Origin of the sequence: Flavobacterium sp., assembly GCF_039916025.1 — a bacterium.
Lineage (GTDB): Bacteria > Bacteroidota > Bacteroidia > Flavobacteriales > Flavobacteriaceae > Flavobacterium.
In genome coordinates, this window is sequence record NZ_JBDSMB010000128.1 from 1 (window position 1) to 26,183 (window position 26,183).

The window sequence follows — 26,183 nt, forward strand, 5'->3', positions numbered from 1 at the left end:
TATTCTGAGAACATATTTTCTTATGTAAATAATATCAACACGCACGAAGGAGGAACGCATTTGCAGGGTTTCCGTATGGGATTAACGCGTACGCTGAAAAAGTATGCTGACTCTTCAGGTTTGTTGGATAAATTAAAATTCGAAATTACTGGAGACGATTTCCGTGAAGGATTGACAGCTATTATTTCGGTAAAAGTTCAGGAACCACAATTCGAAGGACAAACAAAAACCAAATTAGGAAACAGAGAAGTAGTTTCTCCGGTTTCTCAGGCGGTTGCCGAAATGTTAGAAAACTATCTGGAAGAAAATCCAAATGATGCCCGAATCATTGTCCAAAAAGTAATTCTTGCTGCTCAGGCGCGTCATGCTGCTAAAAAAGCACGTGAAATGGTACAACGTAAAACCGTTCTTGGCGGTGGCGGTTTGCCAGGAAAATTATCTGATTGTTCAGAACAGGATCCTGCAAAATGTGAGGTTTACTTAGTCGAGGGAGATTCGGCTGGTGGAACAGCAAAACAAGGTCGTGATAGAAATTTTCAGGCGATTTTACCTTTGAGAGGTAAGATTCTGAACGTAGAAAAAGCGATGCACCACAAAGTTTTTGAAAACGAAGAGATTCGAAATATTTTCACTGCATTAGGTGTAACTATTGGAACTGAAGAAGATAGCAAAGCTTTGAACTTAGAAAAATTGCGTTACCACAAAGTAATTATCATGTGTGATGCCGATGTCGATGGTAGCCACATTTCTACTTTGATTTTGACATTCTTCTTCCGTTTTATGAAAGAATTGATTGAAGGCGGACACGTTTATATTGCCGCGCCACCTTTATATTTAGTTAAAAAAGGGAACAAAAAAGAATACGCCTGGAATGACGATCAACGTGATGCTGCCAACCTAAGAATGGGTGGAAGCGCCGGAATTCAACGTTATAAAGGTCTTGGAGAGATGAACGCAGAGCAATTGTGGGAAACTACAATGGATCCAGGTTTCAGAACTTTACGTCAGGTTACGATTGACAGTTTAGCTGAAGCTGATAGAGTTTTCTCCATGTTGATGGGAGACGAAGTTCCGCCACGAAGAGAGTTTATCGAAAAGAACGCTGTTTACGCTAAGATTGACGCATAAATCAATTATTTTAAATTTTGAATTATAAATTTTAAATGATTCAAGATTTAATTTAAAATTCAAAATTTATAATTTAAAATAACAAAGAATGAAAGTTACGATTGTAGGAGCAGGAAACGTTGGTGCGACATGCGCAGATGCTATTGCTTATAGAAGAATTGCCAGCGAAATTGTGTTGGTGGATATTAGAGAAGGTTTTGCAGAAGGAAAAGCGTTAGATATCATGCAGACGCAAACTACTTTAGGTTTTAATACCAAAGTAACCGGAAGCACCAATGATTACAGCAAAACAGCAGGAAGTGATGTAGTGGTTATTACATCCGGAATTCCAAGAAAACCTGGAATGACGCGTGAGGAATTAATCGGAATCAACGCCGGAATCGTAAAATCGGTTGCGGAAAGTTTATTGCAGCATTCTCCAAAAGCGGTTTTTATAATCGTTTCTAATCCAATGGATACAATGACTTATTTGACTTTCAAATCATTAGGTTTACCAAAAAACAGAATCATCGGAATGGGTGGAACGCTTGACAGTTCACGTTTCAAAACCTATTTATCATTGGCTTTAGACAAACCAGCGAACGATATTCAGGGAATGGTAATCGGTGGTCACGGAGATACAACTATGATTCCGTTGACAAGATTGGCTTCTTATAATGGAGTTCCGGTTTCAGAGTTTTTATCTTCAGCTGAATTAGAAAAAGTTGCTGCTGATACGATGGTTGGTGGTGCTACATTGACTGCATTATTAGGAACTTCAGCTTGGTATGCACCGGGAGCATCAGTTGCTTTTTTGGTTGATAGTATTCTGAATGATCAAAAGAAAATGATTCCATGTTCTGTTTACCTTGAAGGTGAATATGGACAAAGCGATATCTGTATCGGAGTGCCATGCATTATTGGTAAAAACGGTGTAGAAAAGATTGTTGACATTACTTTAAGCGATGATGAGAAAGCAAAATTTGCTAAGAGTGCGGATGCTGTTAGAGCAATGAATGGTGACTTGAAATCAATATTAGGATAATATACAAACCCTATAAATACAAAATGACCTTCGAGTAATCGGAGGTTTTTTTATGCCTAAAAGAAGCACTTTCTTTTGTTAAAATAGTGAGGCTTTTTTTTTAACAAATTTTTTTGATATTAATCGATAAAATATTGGTTAATGATAGATAGAATTATATATTTGCACGTTTCAAAAAAAGCCGAAACCTTGTAAATACAGAGGATTGTAGTTTAAGCCCTTGTATTTCAGGTATATTTTGCTTTTTTAGACCGATAATATTAAACCAAAGAATCAATTAATTTTTGTAATAATGCAGAATAAAGGACTAGTTAAATTTTTCGCAATACTATTTGCATTGGTAAGTATCTATTCACTTTCGTTCACTTTTGTGGCCAATAAAGTAAAAGAGGACGCCAAAAACTTCGCAGGAGGAAATCCTGTAAAAGAAATTAAATATCTTGACTCGATTGGAAAAGAAAAAGTCTTTCTTGATTTTTTCACTTACAATGAAGTAAAAGACAAACAAATCAATAAAGGTCTTGACCTTGAAGGAGGAATTAACGTAATCCTTCAGATATCTGTAAAAGATGTTTTGAAGCAATTATCTAATAATTCTAAAAACCCTATTTTCAACAAAGCATTGGAAGATGCCAAATTGAATCAAAGAGGAAATCAATCCTATCTTGATGCGTTTTTCGAGGCATTTGATGCTATTAAAGGAACTACAAAACTAGCTTCTCCTGATATTTTTGCTAACAGAAATCTTCAGGGGCAAATCGATTTCAATATGTCTGATGACCAAGTGAAAAAAGTCTTGGCTAAAAAACTGGACGAATCAGTTGAATCAGCTTTTGGTGTATTGAGAAGCCGTATTGATAAATTTGGTGTAACACAACCAAACATCGTTAAACTTGGACAAACAGGGAGAATCCTTATTGAATTACCGGGCGCGAAAGATGTTGACCGTATCAAAAAATTAGTTTCCAGCAAAGCTGAATTAGAGTTCTGGGAAACTTACAAAGCAGAAGAAATGATGGGCTTTTTGCAACAGGCAAATGAAGCTTTGAAAGCTACTGTTAAAACGGATGAGAAAGTTGAAGCTGCTAAACCAGCAGATACGTTGAGTAAATTATTGACAGACGATAAAGAAAAAGATTCAGCTGCAACTAAAAAAGGAAACAATCCATTATTTGACAAATTCATTTCTCAGGGTGGAGGACCAGTTTTAGTAGTTGCTTCGCCAAAAGATACTGCAACAATCAACTCTTATTTGAAAAGACCTGAAATCCGTAATTTATTACCGGCAGACAAGCGTTATGCAAAATTTGTTTGGAGTAAACCAGATGTAAAAGTTGACGAGAAAACTAAAAAAGAAACTGAAACAGTTGATTTATACGCTCTAAAAGGAAACAGAGATAATATTGCTCCAATGAGTGGTGGTGTTATTGTTGATGCAAGAGATACTTTTGACCAAATGGGTAAACCGGCAGTTTCTATGCAAATGAATGGTGCAGGAGCAAGAGTTTGGGAAGAATTAACCGGAAGAGCATTTACACAAAAAAGCTTTATTGCAATTGCTTTAGATAACGTTGTGTATTCTGCACCAGGTGTTACTTCAGGACCAATTTCTGGAGGAAGATCTGAAATTTCCGGAAACTTTGAAGTGTCTGAAACTAAAGATTTAGCAAACGTATTAAGAGCTGGTAAATTGCCTGCTACTGCTGAAATTATTCAATCAGAAGTGGTTGGGCCATCTTTGGGAGAAGTTGCGATTCACGCAGGTTTGATTTCTTCTATCGTTGGATTCTTTTTTGTATGTTTATGGATGGTTTTCTATTATGGAAAAGCAGGTTGGTATGCTAATGCAGCCTTGATTTTAAACTTACTTTTCTTGTTTGGTGTTATGGCAAGCTTTGGTTTCGTATTAACATTACCTGGAATTGCGGGTATCGTTTTAACATTAGGAACTGCAGTTGATGCGAACATCATTATATATGAAAGGGCAAAAGAAGAACTCCGCGAAGGAAAATCGTTAGGTGAAGCTGTTGTTGCTTCTTATGGTTGGAAAGGTGCTATGCGTTCAATCATTGATGCAAACGTAACACACGTATTGACCGGAACAATCTTATATGTTTTCGGAACAGGATTAGTTCAGGGATTTGCTTTGACACTTTTAATTGGTATTGTTACGTCATTATTTACATCAATCTTTATCGCAAGAATATTTATTGATAGAGATATTGCTCATAACAGACATTTAACATTCTCAACTAATATCACTAAAAACTGGTTTACAGGTTTCCATTTTGATTTCATCGGAATTAAAAAATGGACATACATGTTCTCATCTGCAGTTGTAGTAGTTAGTTTGATTTCTATTTTCTTTGTTAACGGACTGGATCAGGGTGTTGATTTTGTTGGAGGAAGAACTTTCCAGGTGAAATTTGAAAAACCAGTTGAGTCTACTCAGGTTTCAGAAGAATTATCCAGAGCTTTTGGGACTACAGTTGAAGCCAAAGTATTTGGTACGGACGATCAATTAAAAATCACAACCAAATACAAAATCCAGGAAGAAGGTGTTGAGGTTGATAAAGAAGTAAATGATAAATTATTTACTGCTTTGCAAAAATACTTTAATGCAGGTATGGATTATGATAAATTCACCAATTTGTATGATGGTAAAACATACGGAGTATTGCAGTCTTCTAAAGTTGGTGCAGCGATTTCTGCTGATATCAAAACAAACTCATTCTGGGCAGTTTTAGGAGCTATGTTTGTTGTTTGTTTATACCTTGTGATTTCATTCCGTAAATGGCAATATTCACTTGGAGCTTTAGCGGCTGTTGCGCATGACGTAATTTTCGTATTGGGTATTTACTCTTTATTATACAAATACATGCCGTTCCACATGGAAATGGACCAACACTTTATTGCGGCGATTCTAACCGTTATTGGATACTCTATGAATGATACCGTAATTGTATTTGACAGAATTAGAGAATTCTTAGCCGGTAACAGAAAAGGGCACTTTAAAGATGTGGTAAACGCTTCTATTAATACAACGCTTTCAAGAACATTGAATACGTCATTAACGATGATTTTGGTATTGTTAATCATGTTCATCTTTGGTGGAGATTCAATCAGAGGATTTATCTTTGCGATGTTGATTGGTATTGTTGTTGGAACGTATTCTTCATTATTCATTGCAACACCAGTACTGGTTGATACAATGGGTAAAGGGGATATTGAAGATATCGAAAAAAGACACGGTAACTAAGTTACTTCAGTTATATAATAAAAAAGGGTTGTCAATTTGACAACCCTTTTTTTGTTAGATTTGTTATGAGCACGGATTGCAAATCCGCGCTATCGGAATAGTTTTTTAGCTCCTTTAGGGATTATAATTGCAGGTGTATAATAAAATTCACTAAAAAGGAATCGCTTAGTTCTTTAAAAAGAAGTTGATATGTTTTTGTGCTTATTGGATTAATAAGTTTGGTTTTTAAAATGTTTTAAAAGGCAGTGTTTCATAATAGATTTGTAACTTCGATAGCGCGGATTTGCAATCCGTGCCCGCAAACAAAATAGACAAATTCATAAGAGCAAGAAGAGACAAACATAATCATCAGCCCCGATAGGAACAAGCTACCATGTAGCGCGGATAGCGGGTGTTAAAGTCCAAAGAAGGAAGAAAGTTGTGCTGCCAAAACCTCAAGTAACTTAAAACAAAAAAGCCAAACTAATTAGTTTGGCTTTTCGTTTTTAATAATGTTTCTTAACACCGCTTTATCAGGGTAATTGATGACTTCTAAGGTGATATTTTTGTTCTTAGTGGTTTTGCCATAAATGATGTACAATTTTCCGCCTTCTTCTTTTATATTGCTTTTATCAAAATCGACATCGCCATAGGTTAACGTATTTTTGACATCAACAGTATCAACCCAATCTTCTGAAAGCCTTCTTGAAGCTTCAATATCATATAAAAATGGTTTGTTTCTAAGGTCGTTTAAAACTCTTGCGTTCGGGAAATAATTGCAACGCGTATCTTTTCCGCTAAGCACTGCAGCGACAAAAAAACACCCGATAACCAAACCTATTAAATAGTAGGCAAAACGTTGGTAAAACTTCATAGTAGATTAATTTTTGGCAAAAGTAATCAAATGTTTGTGTAACGCTAAAATTTATTTGAAGTATAATTTGAGTTATCCTGATAGAATATCCTTTTTATGGATTTTCGCCTTCGCGGAAAAGACAAGTAGTTCTATCTCTTATTGATTTTACACAGCTGTCATTTCCGCCAAAGCGGAAGTTAAAAAACAATCAAATTAATATCGTTATCAGGAAGATTGAACCAATCGCCAATAGCTTTGTTGGTCAAAATGCCATGATACAGATAAACACCATTTTTCAAACCTTTATTACAGCGAATAGCGCTTTCTAAACCGCCATCTTCGGCAATTTGGAGTAAGTATGGCGTAATGATGTTACTAATAGAAAGCGAAGCCGTTTTGGAATAACGCGAAGGAATATTCGGCACGCAATAATGGATGACATTGTTCTTTATAAATGTTGGGTTTTCGTGTGTTGTCACTTCAGAAGTTTCAAAGCAACCACCGGTATCAATGCTGACATCAACAATAACAGCACCTTTTTTCATGTGCTCAACCATCGTTTCGGTAACTACAACCGGGCAGCGTTCTTTTCCGCGTAAAGCGCCAATCGCAACATCGCATCTTCGCAACGCTTTCAGCAATGATTTTGGTTGTATCGTCGAGGTAAATATTCTTTGATTCAAATTGTTTTGCAGTCGACGTAGTTTGGTAATAGAATTGTCAAAAACTTTGACATTAGCACCCAAACCTAAAGCGGTTTTTGCAGCAAATTCTCCAGCTGTTCCGGCACCAAGAATCACAACATCGGTAGGAGGAACGCCTGTTATATTTCCGAGTAATAATCCTTTTCCGAATTCGTTGTTAATCATCAATTCGGCTGCAATCAAAACCGAAGCTGTTCCTGCAATTTCGCTCAACGATTTCACTGCCGGATAAGAACCATCTTCGTCTTTGATGTATTCAAAAGCAAGTGCGGTAATTTTTTTCTTGGATAAGGCTTCGAAGTATTCTTTTTTTCTGGTTTTTAATTGAATGGCCGAAATCACAATAGCATTCGTATTTACTAACCCAATTTCTGCCATGGTTAATGGTTCAACCTTAAGAATCATTGGGCAACTCAACACTTTTTTGTTGTCTTTGGAAATCGTTGCTCCGGCATCGCTAAATTCTTTGTCAGTATAACTCGAACTCAATCCGGCACCCGATTCAATCATTACTTTGTGTCCGTGTGAAGTAAGTGAGTTGACAGCATCAGGCGTTAAACAAATCCGTCTTTCCTGATAAGAAGTCTCTTTTGGAATCCCGATAAAGAGTTCGCTTTTATGACGATATACTTCTAGTTTTTCCTCTTGAGGTAAAAGCTGCTGCTTAGTGAAAGGTGTAATAGCCATGCTGCACGGTTGTAATTTTGCTCCAAATTACGAAAAAAATCAATTACAATAGCAATGACAAAAATCAATAGCAAAAATCAATAGCAAAAAACAGTTTCAAAAATTAATATTGTCATTTTGATTGTCATTGACATTGAAAAGCTAAGTCAATCTTAGATTTCTTTTACCGTCAACGGTTTCTGATAAATTGATGGTCGAGAAGTCATCAGGAAGTAAATTGGGAATTTTTTCGGCCCATTCGATAAAGCACCAGTTTCCGGAATATAAATAGTCTTCAATTCCCATATCCAAAGCTTCAATTTCCGATTTCAATCGGTACATATCAAAGTGATATACTTTCTGATTATCCTCAGCTTCATATTCATTTACAATAGAAAATGTTGGGCTGCTGGTAGCATCAGTCACACCCAATTCTTTTGACAGCGCTTTAATCAAAGTCGTTTTTCCAACGCCCATATTGCCATGAAAAAGTATTACTTTATATGGTTTCTCGGCAAGGATTTTTTTAGATACCTGTCGAATTTCGTCAAGTGAAAATATAATTTCCATGTTTCAAGTAATTAGTGAATGGTAATTAGTAAATAGTCGTTAGTTTAAAATTGCTAATCACTATTTACTAATCACTAATCACTGCTTTTATTTCGGATTAAAAACTAAAAAGGGAACAATCATTTCTTCCAACGAAATTCCTCCGTGTTGATAGGTATTTCGGTAATAACTCACATAGTGATTGTAGTTGTTTACATAAGCCAAAAACAAATCGTTTTTCGCAAAAATATATGAGCTGCTCATATTGATAGTTGGCAAACCAATTCGTTTCGGATCTCTGACGGCATAAACATCTTTGTCTTCGTATGTCAGGCTTCTTCCGGTTTTGTAGCGTAAATTCAAGCTAGTGTTTTTATCGCCAATAACTTTGGAAGGATTTTTAACGTTAATCGTTCCGTGGTCAGTAGTGATTATCAATTTGAAGCCTAATTTCTGGGCTTGTTGAATGATTTCCAAAAGCGGTGAATTTTTAAACCAGCTCAAGGTTAATGAACGATACGCTTTATCATCGGAAGCCAATTCCTTTACAACATCCATTTCGGTTTTGGCGTGAGACAGCATGTCTACAAAGTTGTAAACGACAGTTACCAGATTATTATCTTTTAATCCTTTGAAGTTTTCGGCTAATTTTTTTCCGCTTGCCAAATTGGTTATCTTGAAATAATCCTGTTTGATATTCAAGCCTAATCGTTTCAAATGTGCCGTTAAAAACTCAGCTTCATACAGGTTTTTTCCGCCATCTTCCACATCATTTTTCCAATATTGCGGAAATTGTTTTTCCATTTCCAAAGGCGTTAATCCTGAGAAAATTGAGTTTCTGGCATATTGAGTTGCTGTTGGTAAACTGGCAAAATAGGCAACCTCTTTTTCGAGTTTATAATGATTTGCTACAACACTTTCTATAGCTTTCCATTGGTCATAACGAAGATTATCAACAACAACAAAAAGTACAGGTTTGTCTTTTTTAGTTAGTTCGGGAACAACCAATTCTCTGAAAAGCGTGTGCGACTGAACAGGTCTGTCTGCTTTTGGTTCGAACCAATCTTCATAATTACGCTCAATGAATTTGCTGAACTGCGCATTGGCTTCCACTTTTTGGCTTTCCAGGATTTCAACCATACTTTGGTCGGTAATATCTTCCAGTTCAAGTTCCCAAAAAATTAGTTTTTTATAAAGTTCAACCCAATCTTCATAACTATTTACCATTGCCATTTCCATAGCAATTTTTCGAAATTCTTTTTGGTAATCAAGTGTTGTTTTTTCAGAAATCAATCTTGAATGATCCAGGTTTTTCTTTAGGCTCAATAATATCTGATTTGGATTTACAGGTTTTATCAAATAGTCCGCAATCTTGGAACCAATGGCTTCTTCCATGATATATTCTTCCTCACTTTTGGTAATCATAATCATTGGAGTAGATGATTTTTTTTCTTTCATTTCTGAAAGCGTTTCCAAACCACTCATTCCGGGCATATTTTCATCCAGAAAAACAATGTCAAAGTTGCCATCTTCAAAAGCATCAACAGCATCTCTGCCATTGTTGAAAGTAGTTACTTTATAGTTTTTCTTTTCGAGAAATAAAATATGTGGTTTAAGTAAATCAATTTCATCATCAACCCACAGAATTTTGATAGTATCCATATTCATATATATTGTTTAGTGCAAATAACTGTAATTATAAAACGCAGTATTATTAAAAATAGTATAAATTAATTAAAAATAAATCTTAACACAATTTAAACTTTAACTATCAAAGGAATGTTAAAGTATTTTGACCGTTTATGATATTAATTACATTTGATAACATTCTTCAACTTATTATTAATTAAATAAAATCAAAAAATGAAAAAAGTAATCTTATCAATGGCTGTTGTGGCATTTATGTTTACAATGAATATAAATGCACAGGAAAAGAAAGTTGCTAAAGCGAAAACTGAGAAATCATGTTCAGCTGCTGAAAAAAAATCTTGTAGTAAAGATAAAAAAGCATGCTGCGCTGCAAAAAAAATGGAAGAGAAAAAATAGTTTTTCATCTAAACTAGTTTAAAAGTGTCTCAATTTTTGGGACACTTTTTTTGTTTAATTACTTTGAGTTTTAACATAATGCTATACATTTGGTAACATTTTTATTTTTTTAAGACCAACTGATTATCAAAACAAAAACTTATGCAATTCAGAAACAAACTTACCCTAAGCATGCTTTCGGCTTTATTCGCAATAAGCTGTAGCAAAAAAGAAATTCAATACGAAGATCCATTACTTACCAATCGGGATACGACTCAAAATCCGGGCGATGATTTTTTTCATTACGCAAATGGCGGCTGGTTTAAAAAACATCCTATTCCAAGCTCAGAAAGCAGTAACGGTATTTTTAGAACGATAGGAGATACCATTAATTCTCAAATCAAGACTATCTGTGAAAAATCAGCAGAAAACAAAAACGCGGCAAAAGGCAGCAACGAACAAAAGATAGGTGATTTCTACGCCTCGGGAATGGATACTTTGTCTATCGAAAAAGCAGGATTAAAACCATTATCTCCGGTTTTATCAAAAATTCAAGCGATTACTGATGTTCCCACTTTGATGAACACTATTGGTTATTTACATACTATTGGAGCTGGTCCGGCGTTTTCGTTTTATGTTGGACAGGATGACAAAATAAGTTCTAAAAATGCTTTGTTCTTCGGACAAGGCGGTTTAGGGTTAGGTAACAGGGATTATTACTTTAACACAGATGCCGAAACGGTAAAAATCAGAACAGAATATGTAAAGCATCTGGAAAAGATGCTACAACTAATTGGTGACGATGCTGCAACAGCAAAAACTGCAGCAGCAACGATTATGAAATTGGAAACAGATTTAGCCAAAAACAGCAGAAAACTGGAAGCACTTCGTGACCCAATCAAGAATTATAACAAAATGACTTTGGCGGAGTTCAAATCGTCAACACCATCTATAGCATGGGAAAATGTTTTGCCACAATTAGGTATCACAAAAGCCGATACAGTTATTGTAGGTCAACCTGAATTTTACAAAGGTTTGGATAAAATTGTTACTTCATATTCTATAGAAGACTGGAAGACTTATTTGAAATGGGATTTTGTAAATTCATATGCTTCTTACTTAAATAATGCTATCGAAAAACAAAATTTTTATTTCTATTCAACTATATTGAGTGGTGTAAAAGAACAAAAACCAAGATGGAAAAGAATCGTAGAACAAACTGATGGTTCATTAGGCGAATTAATCGGTCAGGTTTATGTTAAAGATTATCTTCCTAAAGGTTCTAAAGAAAAACTGTTGGAAATCGGAAATAATATCCGTGATGTCTATGCTGATCACATCAAGAAATTAGACTGGATGAGCGAGGAAACCAAAAAGAAAGCACTTTTCAAACTAAGCAAAATAGTAATGAAAGTTGGTTATCCTGATAAATGGAAAGATATGAGCAGCGTTACTATCAATAGAAATTCCTATTGTGCTAACGTTATGGCAGCCAGTAAATGGGAATATGACTATATGATTAAAAAATATGGCAGCCCGGTTGACAGAACCGAATGGGGAATGTATCCACAAACGTATAACGCGTATTACAACCCAAGTAACAATGAAATATGTGTTCCGGCCTGTAATATTTTGGTTCCCGGATTTGAAGGAAGAATGCCTGATGATGCCATTTTGTATGGAATTATTGGAGGTTCAACATTTGGTCACGAAATCACACACGGTTTTGATGATCAGGGAAGCCAATACGATGACAAAGGAAACCTGAAAGACTGGTGGACAGCCGAAGATAAAGCTAAGTTTACTCAAAAGACAAAAGCAATTGTGGCTCAGTTCAACAAATTTGAACCACTTAAAGGAAAGTTCATTAATGGTGATGCAACACAAGGAGAAAACATTGCTGATTTAGGTGGTGTTGTGATGGGATATGAAGCTTTCAAAAAAACAGCTCAATACAAAAGCAAAGAAAAAATAAGCAATTTCACGCCAGACCAAAGATACTTTTTATCGTATGCTTATGCCTGGATGGTGCATGCTAAAGATGAATCGATAACAAGGCAAATTATGACTGATGTTCATTCACCGGCACAATACCGAATTAACGGACCATTGATGAATATTCCTGAATTCTATAAAGCATTCAACATAAAGTCGGGCGACAAAATGTACCTGCCTGAAAACGAAAGAGTAGTCATTTGGTAATACCAACAAACTAAAAAATCCCTATCAATTTTGATAGGGATTTTTTTTGGACTTATTTTTCAATTCCTAGAAGTACAATACTACAATCGCATTATCATAAATTAATTATTATGTAGGATAAAGTAATTAGTATTTATTTAAAATATGTATTTCATCGAATATATATGTATTTTATAGATTTATTTTATTTAAACTATATACATTTGGGTATAAGATTTAAGATATCAAATTCCAGAAAAAATAGCAATTAGGTATTTTAAATTTTAACCCCACCCTAAAAGATCACAATTGGTTTTTGCCAATTAGTTGTTAAACAAAAAAAAATTAAAATCACTTTTAATTAAATTATTAACGCATAAATCTTTTAGTTATGAAAATAAAAATTACTCTTCTTTTTACCGCATTAGTTTTCGTTGGAACTGCTTTTAAAGCCAACGCGCAAATTAATAATACTTTTGCAGGTGTAGACTCTGGTGCTAATAATACAGGTAATTATAACACTGGATTTGGTGTAAGTGCGTTAATGAACAATACCAGTCATAGTAATAATGCTTTTGGATTTGAAGCTTTAACTAGATCAACAGGTGGTTTTAACTGTGCTTTTGGAAATGAATCATTGTCTTTGAATGAAACAGGAACATTGAATTGTGCGTTTGGAACCAGAAGTTTATCAAATAACGTTTCAGGGTCAAGTAATATTGCTATTGGTCATAGAACTCTGGAAGCCAATGTTGTTGGGAATTATAATACAGCTGTTGGTTATTTTTCTTTAATAAAAACTATTGGAAATAGAAATATTGCATTAGGTTATTATTCTCCAAGACATTTAATATCCGGTGACGACAATATTGTTATTGGTACGGAGACCGCTATCAATTTGTTGTATGGAAGTTATAATGTATTTTTAGGGAACAGGATAACTTTTCCGAAAGTTCCGTCTACATCAATTTTGGCTGGGAATGATACTAGTAAATCAGTAATTATTGCTGATGGTTTAGGGAATCAAAGGATTTTTATTCAAAAAAATGGTAACACTGGAATTGGTCTTGGAAACAATGTGATTCCGGCTAATAGGTTAGATGTAAAAGGAGGAGTTGCCATTGGTAAGAATTTCACGCCAAATGGTATAACTCCCGGAATTTTAGCACCAGCCAATGGGTTAATGGTTGAAGGAAACGTTGGAATAGGAACTACTTTGCCTAATAATAAACTTGAAATCACTCAAGGATCAAATGGTAATTCGGGACTTCGTTTTACAAATTTGACCAGTAACTTTAATCCTCCAACAACACCTGTTACCAATAGATTTTTAACGGTTAATCAATTTGGGGATGTTGTTTTAAATAAAGTATCAAATGCTGTTGAAAGTAACCTACTTACATCAAACGCTAATTTGATGACAAGCAATGTCAATGGCATTTCTTCCTCAGCAACGATTGTTAATTCTATCGCTAATACGATAAATGGCAGTAACCAATTAATTACTACGGTAAATGGTGTAGCCAGTGCTCCGGTAAACTTACCTGGGCTTGATAATAGCACTACGAATGAACTTCAGACGATTTCTCAATCGGGAAATACAGTAACGCTTTCTAATGGTGGTGGTTCATTTACATTGCCAACATTTACAGATATTCCACAAACAATTTCACAAACAGGAAATACAGTTACACTTTCTAATGGTGGAGGAACATTTACCTTACCAACTTTTACAGATACTGATGCACAATCATTATCGTTAGCAGGAAATACATTATCCATTTCTAATGGAAATAGTGTGATACTGCCAGCACATGTTGATATACCTCAAACAATTTCTCAAATAGGGAATACAGTAACGCTTTCTAATGGCGGAGGTTCTTTTACGCTTCCATCTCCACAGGCACCACAAACAATTTCACAAACAGGAAATACGGTTACACTTTCTAATGGTGGAGGAACATTTACCTTGCCAACGTTTTCAGATACTGATGGACAATCGCTTTTGTTAAGCGGTAATATATTATCTATTTCTAATGGAAACAGTGTTACGCTTCCATCCCAGACACCACAAACGATTTCACAAACAGGAAATACAGTTACACTTTCCAATGGTGGAGGTTCGTTTATTTTGCCATCAGCTGCAGATAATGATGAACAAACCTTATCACTAACCGGTAATGTATTGTCAATTTCTAATGGGAATAGTATCGTATTGCCTAATCACGGACCACAAAACATAACACAAAATGGTGCTATAGTAACGTTGTCGAATGGTGGTGGTTCTATTACACTGCAGTCAACTACAGTTACTGCCGGCACTAATGTATCAATTCTTGGAAACGGTTCGTCAGGAACTCCATACGTTGTTAGTGCTAATGACACTAGCCTTTATGATGATAATGGAGCGATTAATCCGGCGACAACAATAAGTGGTAACAGAGTAGTTCAAATGAATAACAGTAACATTTGGTTCAATTCAGCCAACAGTACTTCAAATGCTAAAATTTATATTGGTTCAACAGCAACATATCCATCTACTTCCGGGAATTATAAGCTATTCGTTGAGGGTGGAATTATGACAGAAAAAGTAAAAGTAGCTTTGAGAAGTACAGCCAATTGGGCGGATTATGTTTTTGAAAAGAATTATGAATTGATGCCATTAAAAAATGTGGAAGAATATATCGCTACTCATAAACATTTACCTGGAATTGATTCTGCCAGTGAATTAGCCAAAAACGGACTTGATTTAGCAGAAATGCAAGCCAAGCATATGGCTAAAATTGAAGAAATGATGCTTTATATCATTGAGCAAAATAAAACCATTCAAAAAAATATCAAGGATATTGACGAATTAAAAAAACAAGTACAAGTACTAACAGCAAACGAAGATTGATATGTATAAGATACTAAAAACACTAATAGTTTGTGCTATTTGTTTTAATTCTTATAACATCTCAGCACAGCTCAATGAGTATTTGAATTCTGAAGATAAAAGAATTTCAGGTGCCAATAAAATCGAACTGGAAATTAACAAATTCATTGATGATAATTTTGACAATTACAGATTGTCTAACGAAGTTACTGAGGATGTAATCAAACATCTTAGAAGTGAAGAAGAATTCACGGATGCTGAACTGCAAAACGCAATTAAAAAAACAAAAGTTTACGAATTAAGAAAGTTGTTTTTTGTCCAAAATCCGGATAAAAAAGACAGCTATTTTGCAAGACCAATTCCACTTTCTGTTCAACAAACATGTGTGAATGGTGATTTTGAAAACGGGACCGCAGGTTATTCTTTTTGGTCAGATGCGCATCCGCAGCCTGCTTCAGGTTCAGCATTTTTTCTATCGTGCGCTACACCAACAGCACTTTCTGCTACTAATGTTGTTACTCCGGTAACCAACGATTTAAATGCAGCAGTAACATTAATTGATAATACGACTGCAGGTTACCAACAGTATGATCCAACATTAGCGGGTTTAGGTGTAAATGTTCCTACTTTATTTGCAAGCGGAGGCGGAGGAAACAAATGTATTAAGCTGAACAATGAACAGGGTTTAGGTTCATCTGATATGACTACGGTTTCACGTTATTTTCCGAATATAAACCAGGAAACAATTGATTTTAATTTTTCGTTGGTAATGGACAATAAGCCTGCGCATGGCCAGCCAATACAACCCTATTTTAGGGTTAGGGTATTAGATCAGTTCAATAATGTTGTTGACGAAATATGCATCATTGCAGATCCCGATAATTGTTTGTTTAACGTTATATATGTTAGCAACAACAGACGGGTTCTTTATACCAATTGGATTTGTGCCCGATTGAATGTTGGGGAAATTCTAAACCAACCAGGAACAATTGAATTTACAGTAAGCGATTGTCAGCCTTCGGCACATTTTGGAACAGTTTATATTGATAACATTTGTGGTTCCGTTTGCGCTTCTCCAAGATTGGGAGCTTTAAATACAAACGCGACCAATATTAATTGCCCTGATACTATTAATAACACACCGATTCAGGTTTGTGGTACATATCAACCACCATTGAATGCTACTTTGAGTTCTATCACATTAGACATTACCCAAAACGGAGCTCTAGTTGGCACAGTAAATGCGCCAACTCAACTTACGGCCAGTACATTTTGTTTTACTGTTTTACCCAGTCAGTTTGGGGCGAGTCCAACCGGGAATTTCGAATTTCAGATTGATGCCAATTTTAGTGTCCATTGTCCCGCCGGAGCTTTTACGTATACTATTTCTGATAATTCAGCCAATGTTGGTCCGGACGTAACTTTTATTGATTGTTGTTTAGCCATATTAACATTAGCTTCTCCTGCAGACGATCTTAATAATATGGCTGCTGTAACTTTAAAGAAGAAAGAAAGGTCAGATTGGATTAAGGCCGCAAATATTGTATCCGTCGGAGATAATACGTTATCAAATGGAGTAGTGTATCATGCTGCAAATTATGTGGAATTGAATCCTGGTTTTGAAGCCGCTCTGGGCTCTCAATTTATAGCATATCCCGAAGGTTGTACAGCAAGTTATGCGTATAAAGCAGAAGACCCAAATGCAAATCCAAGAACCAAAGCGCCAAATCCTGATGAAACAATCAACTTGATAAAAGTGACGAAAGATTTTGCAATTGTGCCAAATCCATCTAGCAGCACTATCGAAATTATAATGAATGATGCCAAATTCAATAAAGTCAGCATCACCACTATTGATGGTAAGATTGTAGATGAAAGAAACATCGAAAAAACAGATAAAACCATGATAGATGTGAGTCGTTATGCCAATGGTATATACATCATAAACGTTACATCTGAAGATGGAAAATTGTACACCAAAAAATTAATTAAGAATTAATTTCAACTTAGTTTAAATACAATAAACTAAGATTCCCAACCCGAAAGTTTTTCAAATGTTTTTTATAATTACAAAATCCCCACTAGTGGGGATTTTTTTTATATTTCAAACTCATAAATTTATCCCTATAAACTTTAAAATCAAAAACTTATGAAAACAAAAAACTTTTTATTTATGGTAGGCTTAGTAGCACTGGGAGGGATTGGTAAAATGAGCGGGCAATCACCAATACCAGTCTTATTAGGAACAGGCGCATGTGCAAATAATGGTACAGCAACTGGTAATACGGGTATTGGTTTCAATGCATTAAATCTTAATGATACAAATGAAAATACAGCAATAGGGTCTCAGGCTTTACAATCAACAGGGATTTATCCTGGAATGTCATCGCCATGTGCACAGAGTACAGCGGAGTTTCAAGGAAGTTTTAATACAGCTGTTGGCGCGCGAGCCTTGTTAAATAATCAGATAGGAAGATATAATTGCGCATTAGGACAAAAAGCGTTAGAAGGAAATACAGTGGGTTATGGAAATGTAGCTCTTGGAAGAAGGTCGCTGGAAACAAATACTACAGGTTGTAATAATGTGGCAGTTGGTTATGGTGCACTTTTGAGTAATAATAATAGTAATAATATTGCTATTGGTAATTCAACACCTAGAAATTTTACTGTTGGAGGAAACTTTAATGTATTTGTTGGAGATCAAACAGCGATACATTTGACGACAGGTAATTTTAATACATTTATTGGATCTTTAATTGATGTAAATGCAACAGTTACAAATCCCTTAGACCCTAATACAGTTGGAGTCAATACAAATAATACAATAATATTAGCCGATGGGCAAGGGCTTCAAAGATTACTATTTACTAATAGAGGTTTCGGAGGAATAGGCTTAGGAAATAATGTCAAACCTCAAAATACTTTTGAAATCAGAGCGCTTGCTGGAAGTCCAACACAGGCTGGTTTTGCAGCATCAGGTTTACGTTTGTCAAGCTTACCTAACACCAATTTTAACACAACACCACCATCAACTAACAGAAGAGTACTTAGCGTAAATGGAAGTGGAGATGTTATTTTGGTGGATGATACAATAGGAGGCGGTACAAGTAATCTAAGTAATTCATGTGCAAACGATTATTTTTTAACTAAATCAGATAATACTCCGGATCATAATTTAATCTGCAGCCAGGTTTATGATCAATGGAATGGAAGTCCAATTATGTTATCCAGATCATGCGTTTACGTAGGATGGGGTACTTCATCCGGGATACCAGCTAATAACTACACAACTTTTCCAACTCCATACACATTGGTAAGTGGCTTGAATCCGGCAGGTGGAAGACTTAAATTACAAGTGAATGGTAATTTAAAAGCTAATGGTTTATGGATTACTTCTGATTCTAATTTTAAAACTGAAATTGGCCCGTTAGATAAACCATTGGATAGAGTTTTAGCATTAGAAGGACATCATTACGAATGGGATATAGCTAACAACAATGTTGAAATGAACTTTGATGAAGCTATTCATACAGGATTTATTGCTCAGGAACTTGAAAAAGTGATTCCTCACTTAGTAATAGATCAAGAGATGATAAATGATAAGGGAGAAAAAATTGTTAGAAAATCGGTTAACTATATCGAATTAATTCCTTACTTAGTTGAAGCTATCAAAGCTCAAAATGTAATGATAACTGATTTACAGGAAAAGGTTGACTGTTTAATAGATAAAGTGGGATGTAATACTGAAAAAGCAAAACAAGAATCAAATAATGAAAATTCAGATTTAATCAGATTCGGCAATACTAAAATCATTAATGTTTCTCCTAATCCTTCAAGAGACATCGTTACTGTTTCTTTAAATGTTGAGGCTGGTATTGAAAATGCAATGCTGCAGGTACATGACATTAATGGTAAATTATTGAGCAGTTTAAATGTAAAAGAAAGAGGTAATGACCTTACCAAATCTTTTCAAAAAGATAATTTTGGATCAGGAGTCTATATTATTAGCTTAGTTGTTAATGATAAAAGTATCGATGCCAAAAGAATTATTTTTAATTAAGCGATAACGCCAAATACTTATAAACAAAGCTTCCCATAATCGGGAAGCTTTTTTATATTTGCCCATATTGAAATCGATGTAGTACTGAATGTATCACTAGATTCGAATCAAAATTTTATGCATAAGAACATTGTTTTCTTACTTAACAAATCCGAAATCACAGCTGGAAAACCGGGAGCTTCTCTTGGCCCTGAAGCTATTTTAACAGCCGCAAGAAAAAAAGGAAGTACCTTTTTTAGCGAAAATGAAATTCAAAAAGTAGCCCATGTCAATCATCTTTTGGACTTGCCAACTAAATTCAAATTTGCCAAAAGAATAGACGGTTTAATTACAGTTTATAACGAAATCTATAATAAAGTCTCAACGCTGTTAAAAAATAAAGCATTCCCATTAATTATAGCAGCAGATCATGGTTCGGCTGGCGGAACGATTGCCGGAATTAAAGCCGCATTTCCCGATAAGCGATTGGGTGTGCTTTGGATTGATGCTCATGCCGATATCCATACGCCATTTACAACACCAACGGGCAATATGCACGGAATGCCTTTGGCAACAGCTTTGAATGTTGATAACCTCGAATGTAAAGTCAATGATGTTTCAGAAGAAACTGTAGCACTTTGGAATCAATTAAAAAACATAGGGAATATTGCACCCAAAATTTTACCAGAAGACATAATTTATATTGGTGTTCGCGATACGGAACATCAGGAAGATTGCATTGTGGAAGCCTTAAGTATTAAAAATTATCCAGTGGCAGAGCTCCGTCAAAAAGGCGTTGCTGCGATTATGGATGAAATTAATTCAAAACTTAACTCTTGTGATATAATTTATGTATCTTTTGATGTTGATTCCATGGATCCTGAGTTGACCTCATATGGAACAGGAACTCCGGTAAAAAACGGTTTGTCGCCGCAGGAAGCAAAAGAAATATTGGTGAGCATGGCTCAAAATCCCAAAACTGTCTGCATTGAAGTTGTTGAGGTAAATCCATGTTTAGACGATAAAAAAAATACAATGGCCGAAGTGACTCTTGACCTAATAGAATCGATTACCAAAACCTTAAAACAATAATTGTGAAACAAACAACAAACTCCATATTAATGATTCGCCCTGTAGCTTTTCGAATGAATGAGCAGACTACAATAAACAATCATTATCAAAAAATGCCCGAAGGACTTTCGCCGGAAACTGTCAATGCCAAAGCCCAAAAAGAGTTCGATACTTTTGTAACCAAATTGCGAAAAGTTGGTGTGAATGTTATTGTAGTTGAAGATACTTTAGAACCAAGCACGCCTGATAGTATTTTCCCAAACAACTGGATTTCGTTTCACGAAAGTGGCGATGTGGCTTTGTATCCGATGTTTGCCGAAAACCGTCGCCCTGAAAGAAGAGAAGATATCCTTGATATTTTAGAAGATGAAGGTTTTAAAATTAACCAGATTGTAGATTATACTTCGGCTGAAGAAGACGATGTTTTCTTAGAAGGAACAGGAAGTGTTCTGTTAGACAGAGAAAACGGGAAAGCGTATTGTGCGCTTTCTCCAAGAGCGGATGAAGAAGTAATGATTGAGTTCTGCGAAGATTTTGAATTGACACCAGTCATTTTTGAAGCGTTTCAAACCGTTAATGGTGAACGAAAACTGATTTACCATACCAATGTAATGATGTGCCTTGGCGATACTTTTGCGGTGATTTGTGCCGATTGTATAGATGATAAAAAAGAGCGTAAAATGGTGCTTGATAGCCTTCGTGGTGATGATAAAGAAATCATCTTAATCACCGAAGAACAAGTCAATAACTTTGCTGGAAACATGCTCGAAGTAAAAGGAAAAAACGATGAGCGATTTGTTGTAATGAGTGAATCTGCATATAAAAGTTTAACCAAAAAACAAATCTCGCAGCTCGAAGCGCACGTTGAAATAGTTCACTCAAGCTTAGATACGATTGAAGCTTGTGGCGGCGGAAGTGCACGTTGCATGATGGCTGAAATTTTTCTTCCGAAAGAATAGGTTTAATTACGAATTACGACTTGAGCGAAAAGTAAGAGGAGCATTATACTTAAGCATTTGAAAATTTAAAACAAAAACTCCGAATTGATTCAATTCGGAGTTTTTAATTCATAATTCTCAATTCTCAATTCGTAATTGTTTAAATTCCTCTGACAATACTCAAAACCGAGCTGATGATGTATTGAATTCCGATGGCAATCGTTAGAAAACCGACAATTCTGGAAATCGCGATAATCCCCGAAGCGCCGAGATATTTTGCCAAATAATGCGCACTTCTCAAGATGATAAAAATCAATAAGCTGACGATTAAAATAGCAAGGCAAGAAAAAATAATGTCATTTGTTGAATTGTGTTCCTGATAAAAAGCAATTAAGAGTGATATCGAACCAGGGCCAGCCAGCATTGGCATTGCCAGCGGAGTTAATGCAATATCGGTTCTGTTCTCAATGTCTTCCTGTACTTTTTTGTTTATTCCTTTGTTCTTTTTGAAGTTTCCATTCAGCAAACTAAATCCCGAACTCGCAATAATAATTCCACCGGCAATTCGCAGTGCTGTAATGGTTATCCCGAAAAACTCCAAAACATATTGCCCAATGAAAAAGGATATAATCAAAATGAGGAATACATTAAAACCAGTCCAAAGTGCTACGCGCGAACGTTCTTTCTTGGTGTAATCCTGCGTTAATCCAACAAATATTGGCACAGTTCCAATTGGATTCAGAACCGAAAAAAGTGCTGCAAAGAGAAAAATAAAAAGTTCCATAGTTTTTTTGGCAAAGATAAATCGGGAGTTTCACTTTAAATATTAAATAGAAGTTAAATAAACCTACCGAAATATAAAGTTAGCATTATCTTTGTTAACTCGAAATGAAAACCATGAAAAACAAGAAAACTTTAGTGCTGGGCGCGACTGCAAAACCCGATAAATATGCTTACTTAGCTATCAACAAGTTAGTGGAAAAAGGGCATAGCGTTTTGGCGATTGGACAAAATACAAGCGAAGTTGCCGGCGTTAAAATTTATACCAAACAAATTCCACTTGCGAATATCGATACGGTGACTTTGTACTTAAATCCGAAGCGCCAGGTAGAATACTATAATTATATCATCGAGACCAAACCAAAACGCGTCATCTTCAATCCGGGAACTGAAAATCCTCAATTCTTGCAATTATTGGAAAGCAATGGTATTAAAGCACAAGTAGCTTGTACATTGGTTTTATTGGCTACGAATCAGTATTAGAAATTACGAATTACGAATTACGAATTTTAGCCTTAGTATCTCGTATTCTCAGTTGCCGGTTTACTAATCAGCAATAGACCAATAAACGTAATCAATCCGTTGATTATGATTAGCTCGTTATCGATTACATAATCTCCAAAAAGTGCTGCAGAATTCTTGCTGATCAAAAAGCAAATTGCAGGTGAAAGCAGGCAAATGAAAGGCACAAACTTGTCGTGCACCGTTTTCGATTTCATAAACAATCCAAAAGCATACAATCCTAAAAGTGGACCATAAGTATAACTCGCCACTTTAAAAATCATCGTAACGACAGATTTGTCATTCAGCGAATTGAAGATGATAATTACCAAAAACATCAGCATTGAAAAGCCAACATGCACAAAATGTCGCGTTCTGACAATATTGGGTTTGTTCTGGTTTTCGGTTTTATCCATTCCTAAAAAATCGACGCAAAAAGATGTTGTCAAAGCGGTCAAAGCCGAATCGGTTGTAGCAAATGTTGCAGCTGTCAATCCCAATAAAAAAATGATTGCCGGGACAATACTCAAATGTTTAAAGGCAATTTCGGGAAACAAATAATCGGTTCTTGCAACGCCATCAACCATCGGAATAGCAATGCCGTTTTTTTCTGCATATAAGTATAACAAAGCGCCAACACTCAAAAAGAAAATATTGATAATTACAAAAACAGTAGTAAACGTAAACATGTTTTTTTGAGCTTCGCCAATATTTTTGCAGCTCAAATTCTTTTGCATCAAATCCTGATCAAGACCAACCATCGCAATGGTTACAAACATTCCGCCCAGAATTTGTTTTAGCACAAAGTTGCCTTTCAGATAATCTTCATAGAAAAACACTTTAGAATAATTGCTGTTTTTTACAGCTTCAAAAGCTTCAACTGCACCAAAATCCAGACTGTGACAAACGAAAATTATTGTCAGGAAAACAGAAGAAACAAGAAAGAAAGTCTGTAATGTATCCGTAATAATTATCGTTTTCAATCCACCGCGATAGGTGTACGCAAAGATTAATGCCAACGAAATCAAAACCGTCAAAGCAAACGGAACATTAAACGCGTCAAAAACGTAACGCTGCAGCACAATCACTACCAAATAAAGCCTAAATGAAGAACCAATTGTTCTGCTGATTAGGAAAATAGTGGCTGCCGTTTTATAACTTATAACGCCCAAACGGTGTTCGATATAACTATAAATCGATGTCAGATTCATTCGATAATAGAGTGGAAGCAGGACTTTGGCAATGATTATAAAACCAAGTGCATTTCCGAGAACAAACTGGAAATACTTGAACTGCAAATCGGGATTTCCAACTTCGCCGGGAACGGAGATAAATGTAACGCCAGACAAGGCTGTCCCTATCATTCCAAAGGCAACCAAATACCATTTTGAGTTTTTATTGGCTTTAAAAAAAGTATCATTATCGGAGCTCTTTTTACTGACTAAATTGGAAATCAAAATCAATAGACCAAAATAAATAACGATGATAATGAGGATGGTTGTTGGTGACATAAGTTAGGTTTTACAGTTAGCCAAAATACAAAAAAAGAATATAGAACAGAGAAAATAGAGAATAGACAAGTCTATATTCTTTATTCTATATTCTTTTCTCTTTTTACACTATTTTTGCCTCATGGAATTTTCTTCAAAATTGCTTGAAAAAGCAGTAAACGAAATGGCACAATTACCCGGAATTGGAAAGCGGACAGCTTTGCGATTGGTTTTGCATTTGTTAAAACAGCCTTCGGAGCAAACCCAATTCTTATCACAAGCGTTAACAACTATGCGTGAGGAAATTAAGTTTTGTGCCAGTTGTCACAACATTTCTGACGTTGAAGTCTGTGAAATTTGTAATAATTCCAACAGAAATCACAAAATTATTTGCGTTGTTGAAGATGTTCGCGATGTAATGGCCATTGAAAACACGAATCAGTTTAAGGGAATTTATCATGTTTTGGGTGGAAAGATTTCTCCGATTGATGGCATTGGCCCAAGCCAATTAAACATTGATTCTTTGGTGGAAAAAGTAAAATTAGGTAAAACCGAAGAATTAATTTTTGCGCTGAGCTCAACAATGGAGGGCGATACAACGAATTTCTATATTTTTAAAAGAATCAAAGATTACACAGTGAAAACATCAACAATTGCCAGAGGAATTGCTGTTGGTGATGAATTAGAATATGCCGATGAGGTTACTTTGGGTAGAAGTATTTTGAACCGCATACCCTTTGAAAATACCTTGAAAAACATATAACAAAATAATAGCAAACTACATTTTTGTAATTAGAATTGAAAAACTATCTTTGTTTGCTAATTTTTTATTAAAAATAATGAACCAACCCAAAATATATTTACTGCTTCTATTGAGCATTTTAGTCACTTCCTGTATACCTACAAAAGATTTGATTTATTTACAAGATAAAAAAAGTGCTGCCAATGAAGTGGTTACTCCTTCAAATCAAAATCCATATCGACTACAAACAAACGATGTCTTAACTATTAACGTTAAAGCTATTGACCCAAAATTAGTTGGGATATTTAATAGTTCGGAATTGCAAAATGCGATGGCTGTTAATGAGCAAAATGCTTATTTCACAGGTTATTCGGTTGATGATCATGGTAACATTAGATTGCCAATACTTGGAGAAATGAATGTTTTAGGATTCACGGTAGAAGAAGTTAGGATTAAAATTGAAAAGATACTTTTAGAAAAATATTTTAAGGAAGAAGCGGGGATTTATGTTGTTGTGAAATTAGCGGGCTTTAAATTTACTATAAACGGTGAAGTTGGTATAACCGGAACAAAAACATTGTATCAGGATAAAGTTACTATAATGGAAGCTATTGCAAATTCAGGCGATATTGCAGTTACCGGAGATCGAAAAGATGTCAAGGTAATTAGAAGATATGCGCAGGGAAGCGAAACTTTCAGTATAGATTTAACAGATGGCAATGCAGTAAAATCTCCGGCATATTATCTTCAGCCCAATGATTATATTTATGTTAAACCATTGAAACAAAAAACATGGGGAACTGGTAAAACAGGAATAGAGTCTCTGTCTACTATCATTACATTATTATCGTTGGCAACTACAACTTATTTGCTACTTACAAATTAATACCATTTTTCATGTTAGACGTAAAAGATTTTACTTTTTTTGATAAGCAAAACAGTTTTGACTTTAAAGGGTTTTTAATTAAGACTTTAAGTTATTGGAAATGGTTTGTAGTAGGACTGATTATTGCCTTCTCAATTGCCCATCAGGTGAATGTAAGAAAGCAAAAAATTTATGGTATCGAAACTACCATTGCCGTGCAAGAAGAAAACAATCCTTTTTTTACTTCAAATACGAGTTTGGTATTCAATTGGGGCGGAACATCGGATAAAGTTCAGATGATTTCTACCACGCTTAAATCAAGATCTCACAACGAAATTGTGGTTGACAAACTGCAGTTTTATATTGATTATTTAAAGCAAACAAAGTATTTTATGCAAGATGTTTATGGCCAAATTCCATTTAAAGTAACCATAGACAAAAACCAGAATCAATTATCGCAACAATTTATCAAAGTGAAAATGCTTTCTTCCGAAAAGTACCAAATAGAAGT

General features: G+C 35.2%; 19 protein-coding genes and 1 pseudogene. 14 read left to right on the forward strand and 6 right to left on the reverse strand.

The window, feature by feature from the left end; genetic code table 11:
* The 3 genes from ABIQ27_RS09215 to secDF form a co-directional block, all read left to right on the forward strand.
* A partial coding sequence (locus tag ABIQ27_RS09215; protein ID WP_348033590.1) for a toprim domain-containing protein occupies positions 1-1,128 on the forward strand: 1,128 nt, incomplete at its 5' end.
* A gap of 88 nt (positions 1,129-1,216) precedes the next feature.
* Positions 1,217-2,152: a malate dehydrogenase gene (gene mdh, locus ABIQ27_RS09220; RefSeq protein WP_348033591.1), complete on the forward strand. Its 936-nt coding sequence runs from the start codon at positions 1,217-1,219 to the stop codon at positions 2,150-2,152.
* Positions 2,153-2,444: 292 nt separating this feature from the next.
* On the forward strand, positions 2,445-5,411 hold the full coding sequence (secDF, locus tag ABIQ27_RS09225) for a protein translocase subunit SecDF (protein WP_348033592.1): 2,967 nt from the start codon (positions 2,445-2,447) through the stop codon (positions 5,409-5,411).
* Positions 5,412-5,877: 466 nt separating this feature from the next.
* On the opposite strand, the gene ABIQ27_RS09230 is transcribed toward secDF, so the two are convergent.
* The 4 genes from ABIQ27_RS09230 to ABIQ27_RS09245 form a co-directional block, all read right to left on the reverse strand.
* Positions 5,878-6,264, reverse strand: a complete 387-nt coding sequence (locus ABIQ27_RS09230; protein ID WP_348033593.1) for a DUF4258 domain-containing protein — start codon at positions 6,262-6,264, stop codon at positions 5,878-5,880.
* A gap of 179 nt (positions 6,265-6,443) precedes the next feature.
* Positions 6,444-7,637: an alanine dehydrogenase gene (locus ABIQ27_RS09235; RefSeq protein WP_348033594.1), complete on the reverse strand. Its 1,194-nt coding sequence runs from the start codon at positions 7,635-7,637 to the stop codon at positions 6,444-6,446.
* A gap of 141 nt (positions 7,638-7,778) precedes the next feature.
* Positions 7,779-8,186, reverse strand: a complete 408-nt coding sequence (gene tsaE / locus ABIQ27_RS09240) for a tRNA (adenosine(37)-N6)-threonylcarbamoyltransferase complex ATPase subunit type 1 TsaE (RefSeq protein WP_348033595.1) — start codon at positions 8,184-8,186, stop codon at positions 7,779-7,781.
* An 87-nt stretch (positions 8,187-8,273) separates the two neighbouring features.
* Positions 8,274-9,827, reverse strand: coding sequence for a PglZ domain-containing protein (locus ABIQ27_RS09245; protein ID WP_348033596.1), 1,554 nt, complete (start codon positions 9,825-9,827; stop codon positions 8,274-8,276).
* Between the two features lie 201 nt (positions 9,828-10,028).
* On the opposite strand from ABIQ27_RS09245, the gene ABIQ27_RS09250 reads away from it, so the two are divergent.
* The 7 genes from ABIQ27_RS09250 to ABIQ27_RS09280 all read left to right on the forward strand — a co-directional run bounded on the left by ABIQ27_RS09250 (position 10,029) and on the right by ABIQ27_RS09280 (position 21,315).
* Entirely contained in the window at positions 10,029-10,211 is a 183-nt protein-coding gene (locus tag ABIQ27_RS09250; protein ID WP_348033597.1) for a hypothetical protein, read from the forward strand.
* A 141-nt stretch (positions 10,212-10,352) separates the two neighbouring features.
* The gene (locus ABIQ27_RS09255; RefSeq protein ID WP_348033598.1) at positions 10,353-12,392 is read left to right on the forward strand and encodes a M13 family metallopeptidase; all 2,040 of its coding nucleotides are present in this window, start codon (positions 10,353-10,355) and stop codon (positions 12,390-12,392) included.
* A 370-nt stretch (positions 12,393-12,762) separates the two neighbouring features.
* Positions 12,763-15,267 carry a hypothetical protein gene (locus ABIQ27_RS09260; protein WP_348033599.1) on the forward strand — a complete coding sequence of 835 codons (2,505 nt, stop codon included), beginning with the start codon at positions 12,763-12,765 and terminating at the stop codon, positions 15,265-15,267.
* 1 nt (position 15,268) lies between these two features.
* Complete coding sequence (locus tag ABIQ27_RS09265) at positions 15,269-17,245, forward strand: T9SS type A sorting domain-containing protein (RefSeq protein WP_348033600.1); 1,977 nt, start codon at positions 15,269-15,271, stop codon at positions 17,243-17,245.
* Positions 17,246-17,395: 150 nt separating this feature from the next.
* Positions 17,396-19,306: a tail fiber domain-containing protein gene (locus ABIQ27_RS09270; protein ID WP_348033601.1), complete on the forward strand. Its 1,911-nt coding sequence runs from the start codon at positions 17,396-17,398 to the stop codon at positions 19,304-19,306.
* A 117-nt stretch (positions 19,307-19,423) separates the two neighbouring features.
* Complete coding sequence (locus ABIQ27_RS09275) at positions 19,424-20,377, forward strand: arginase (protein WP_348033602.1); 954 nt, start codon at positions 19,424-19,426, stop codon at positions 20,375-20,377.
* Positions 20,378-20,379: 2 nt separating this feature from the next.
* Positions 20,380-21,315, forward strand: a complete 936-nt coding sequence (locus tag ABIQ27_RS09280; RefSeq protein ID WP_348033603.1) for an arginine deiminase-related protein — start codon at positions 20,380-20,382, stop codon at positions 21,313-21,315.
* A 139-nt stretch (positions 21,316-21,454) separates the two neighbouring features.
* Here ABIQ27_RS09280 and ABIQ27_RS09285 read toward each other — a convergent pair whose 3' ends face one another.
* Positions 21,455-22,078, reverse strand: a complete 624-nt coding sequence (locus ABIQ27_RS09285; protein WP_348033604.1) for a MarC family NAAT transporter — start codon at positions 22,076-22,078, stop codon at positions 21,455-21,457.
* Between the two features lie 113 nt (positions 22,079-22,191).
* On the opposite strand from ABIQ27_RS09285, the gene ABIQ27_RS09290 reads away from it, so the two are divergent.
* Positions 22,192-22,557, forward strand: a complete 366-nt coding sequence (locus ABIQ27_RS09290) for a CoA-binding protein (RefSeq protein WP_348033605.1) — start codon at positions 22,192-22,194, stop codon at positions 22,555-22,557.
* A gap of 32 nt (positions 22,558-22,589) precedes the next feature.
* On the opposite strand, the gene ABIQ27_RS09295 is transcribed toward ABIQ27_RS09290, so the two are convergent.
* A complete protein-coding gene (locus tag ABIQ27_RS09295) occupies positions 22,590-24,086 on the reverse strand; it encodes a sodium:solute symporter (protein WP_348033606.1) in 1,497 nt (498 codons plus the stop codon).
* A gap of 121 nt (positions 24,087-24,207) precedes the next feature.
* Here ABIQ27_RS09295 and recR point away from each other — a divergent pair, with 121 nt between their 5' ends.
* The 3 genes and pseudogenes from recR to ABIQ27_RS09310 form a co-directional block, all read left to right on the forward strand.
* Complete coding sequence (gene recR / locus ABIQ27_RS09300) at positions 24,208-24,828, forward strand: recombination mediator RecR (RefSeq protein WP_348033607.1); 621 nt, start codon at positions 24,208-24,210, stop codon at positions 24,826-24,828.
* A gap of 76 nt (positions 24,829-24,904) precedes the next feature.
* A complete protein-coding gene (locus ABIQ27_RS09305; protein WP_348033608.1) occupies positions 24,905-25,693 on the forward strand; it encodes a polysaccharide biosynthesis/export family protein in 789 nt (262 codons plus the stop codon).
* 11 nt (positions 25,694-25,704) lie between these two features.
* A pseudogene (locus ABIQ27_RS09310) lies at positions 25,705-26,183 on the forward strand (sugar transporter); the annotation flags it as partial.

Bases quoted from the DNA above. Each gene is read 5' to 3' on its own strand.
- ABIQ27_RS09230 (WP_348033593.1), bottom strand. From the start codon at position 6,264: ATGAAGTTTTACCAACGTTTTGCCTACTATTTAATAGGTTTGGTTATC.
- ABIQ27_RS09235 (WP_348033594.1), bottom strand. From the start codon at position 7,637: ATGGCTATTACACCTTTCACTAAGCAGCAGCTTTTACCTCAAGAGGAA.
- ABIQ27_RS09290 (WP_348033605.1), top strand. From the start codon at position 22,192: ATGAAAAACAAGAAAACTTTAGTGCTGGGCGCGACTGCAAAACCCGAT.
- ABIQ27_RS09285 (WP_348033604.1), bottom strand. From the start codon at position 22,078: ATGGAACTTTTTATTTTTCTCTTTGCAGCACTTTTTTCGGTTCTGAAT.
- secDF (WP_348033592.1), top strand. From the start codon at position 2,445: ATGCAGAATAAAGGACTAGTTAAATTTTTCGCAATACTATTTGCATTG.
- ABIQ27_RS09245 (WP_348033596.1), bottom strand. From the start codon at position 9,827: ATGGATACTATCAAAATTCTGTGGGTTGATGATGAAATTGATTTACTT.
- ABIQ27_RS09295 (WP_348033606.1), bottom strand. From the start codon at position 24,086: ATGTCACCAACAACCATCCTCATTATCATCGTTATTTATTTTGGTCTA.
- tsaE (WP_348033595.1), bottom strand. From the start codon at position 8,186: ATGGAAATTATATTTTCACTTGACGAAATTCGACAGGTATCTAAAAAA.
- ABIQ27_RS09265 (WP_348033600.1), top strand. From the start codon at position 15,269: ATGTATAAGATACTAAAAACACTAATAGTTTGTGCTATTTGTTTTAAT.
- ABIQ27_RS09305 (WP_348033608.1), top strand. From the start codon at position 24,905: ATGAACCAACCCAAAATATATTTACTGCTTCTATTGAGCATTTTAGTC.
- ABIQ27_RS09270 (WP_348033601.1), top strand. From the start codon at position 17,396: ATGAAAACAAAAAACTTTTTATTTATGGTAGGCTTAGTAGCACTGGGA.
- ABIQ27_RS09255 (WP_348033598.1), top strand. From the start codon at position 10,353: ATGCAATTCAGAAACAAACTTACCCTAAGCATGCTTTCGGCTTTATTC.
- ABIQ27_RS09275 (WP_348033602.1), top strand. From the start codon at position 19,424: ATGCATAAGAACATTGTTTTCTTACTTAACAAATCCGAAATCACAGCT.
- ABIQ27_RS09250 (WP_348033597.1), top strand. From the start codon at position 10,029: ATGAAAAAAGTAATCTTATCAATGGCTGTTGTGGCATTTATGTTTACA.
- mdh (WP_348033591.1), top strand. From the start codon at position 1,217: ATGAAAGTTACGATTGTAGGAGCAGGAAACGTTGGTGCGACATGCGCA.
- ABIQ27_RS09260 (WP_348033599.1), top strand. From the start codon at position 12,763: ATGAAAATAAAAATTACTCTTCTTTTTACCGCATTAGTTTTCGTTGGA.
- recR (WP_348033607.1), top strand. From the start codon at position 24,208: ATGGAATTTTCTTCAAAATTGCTTGAAAAAGCAGTAAACGAAATGGCA.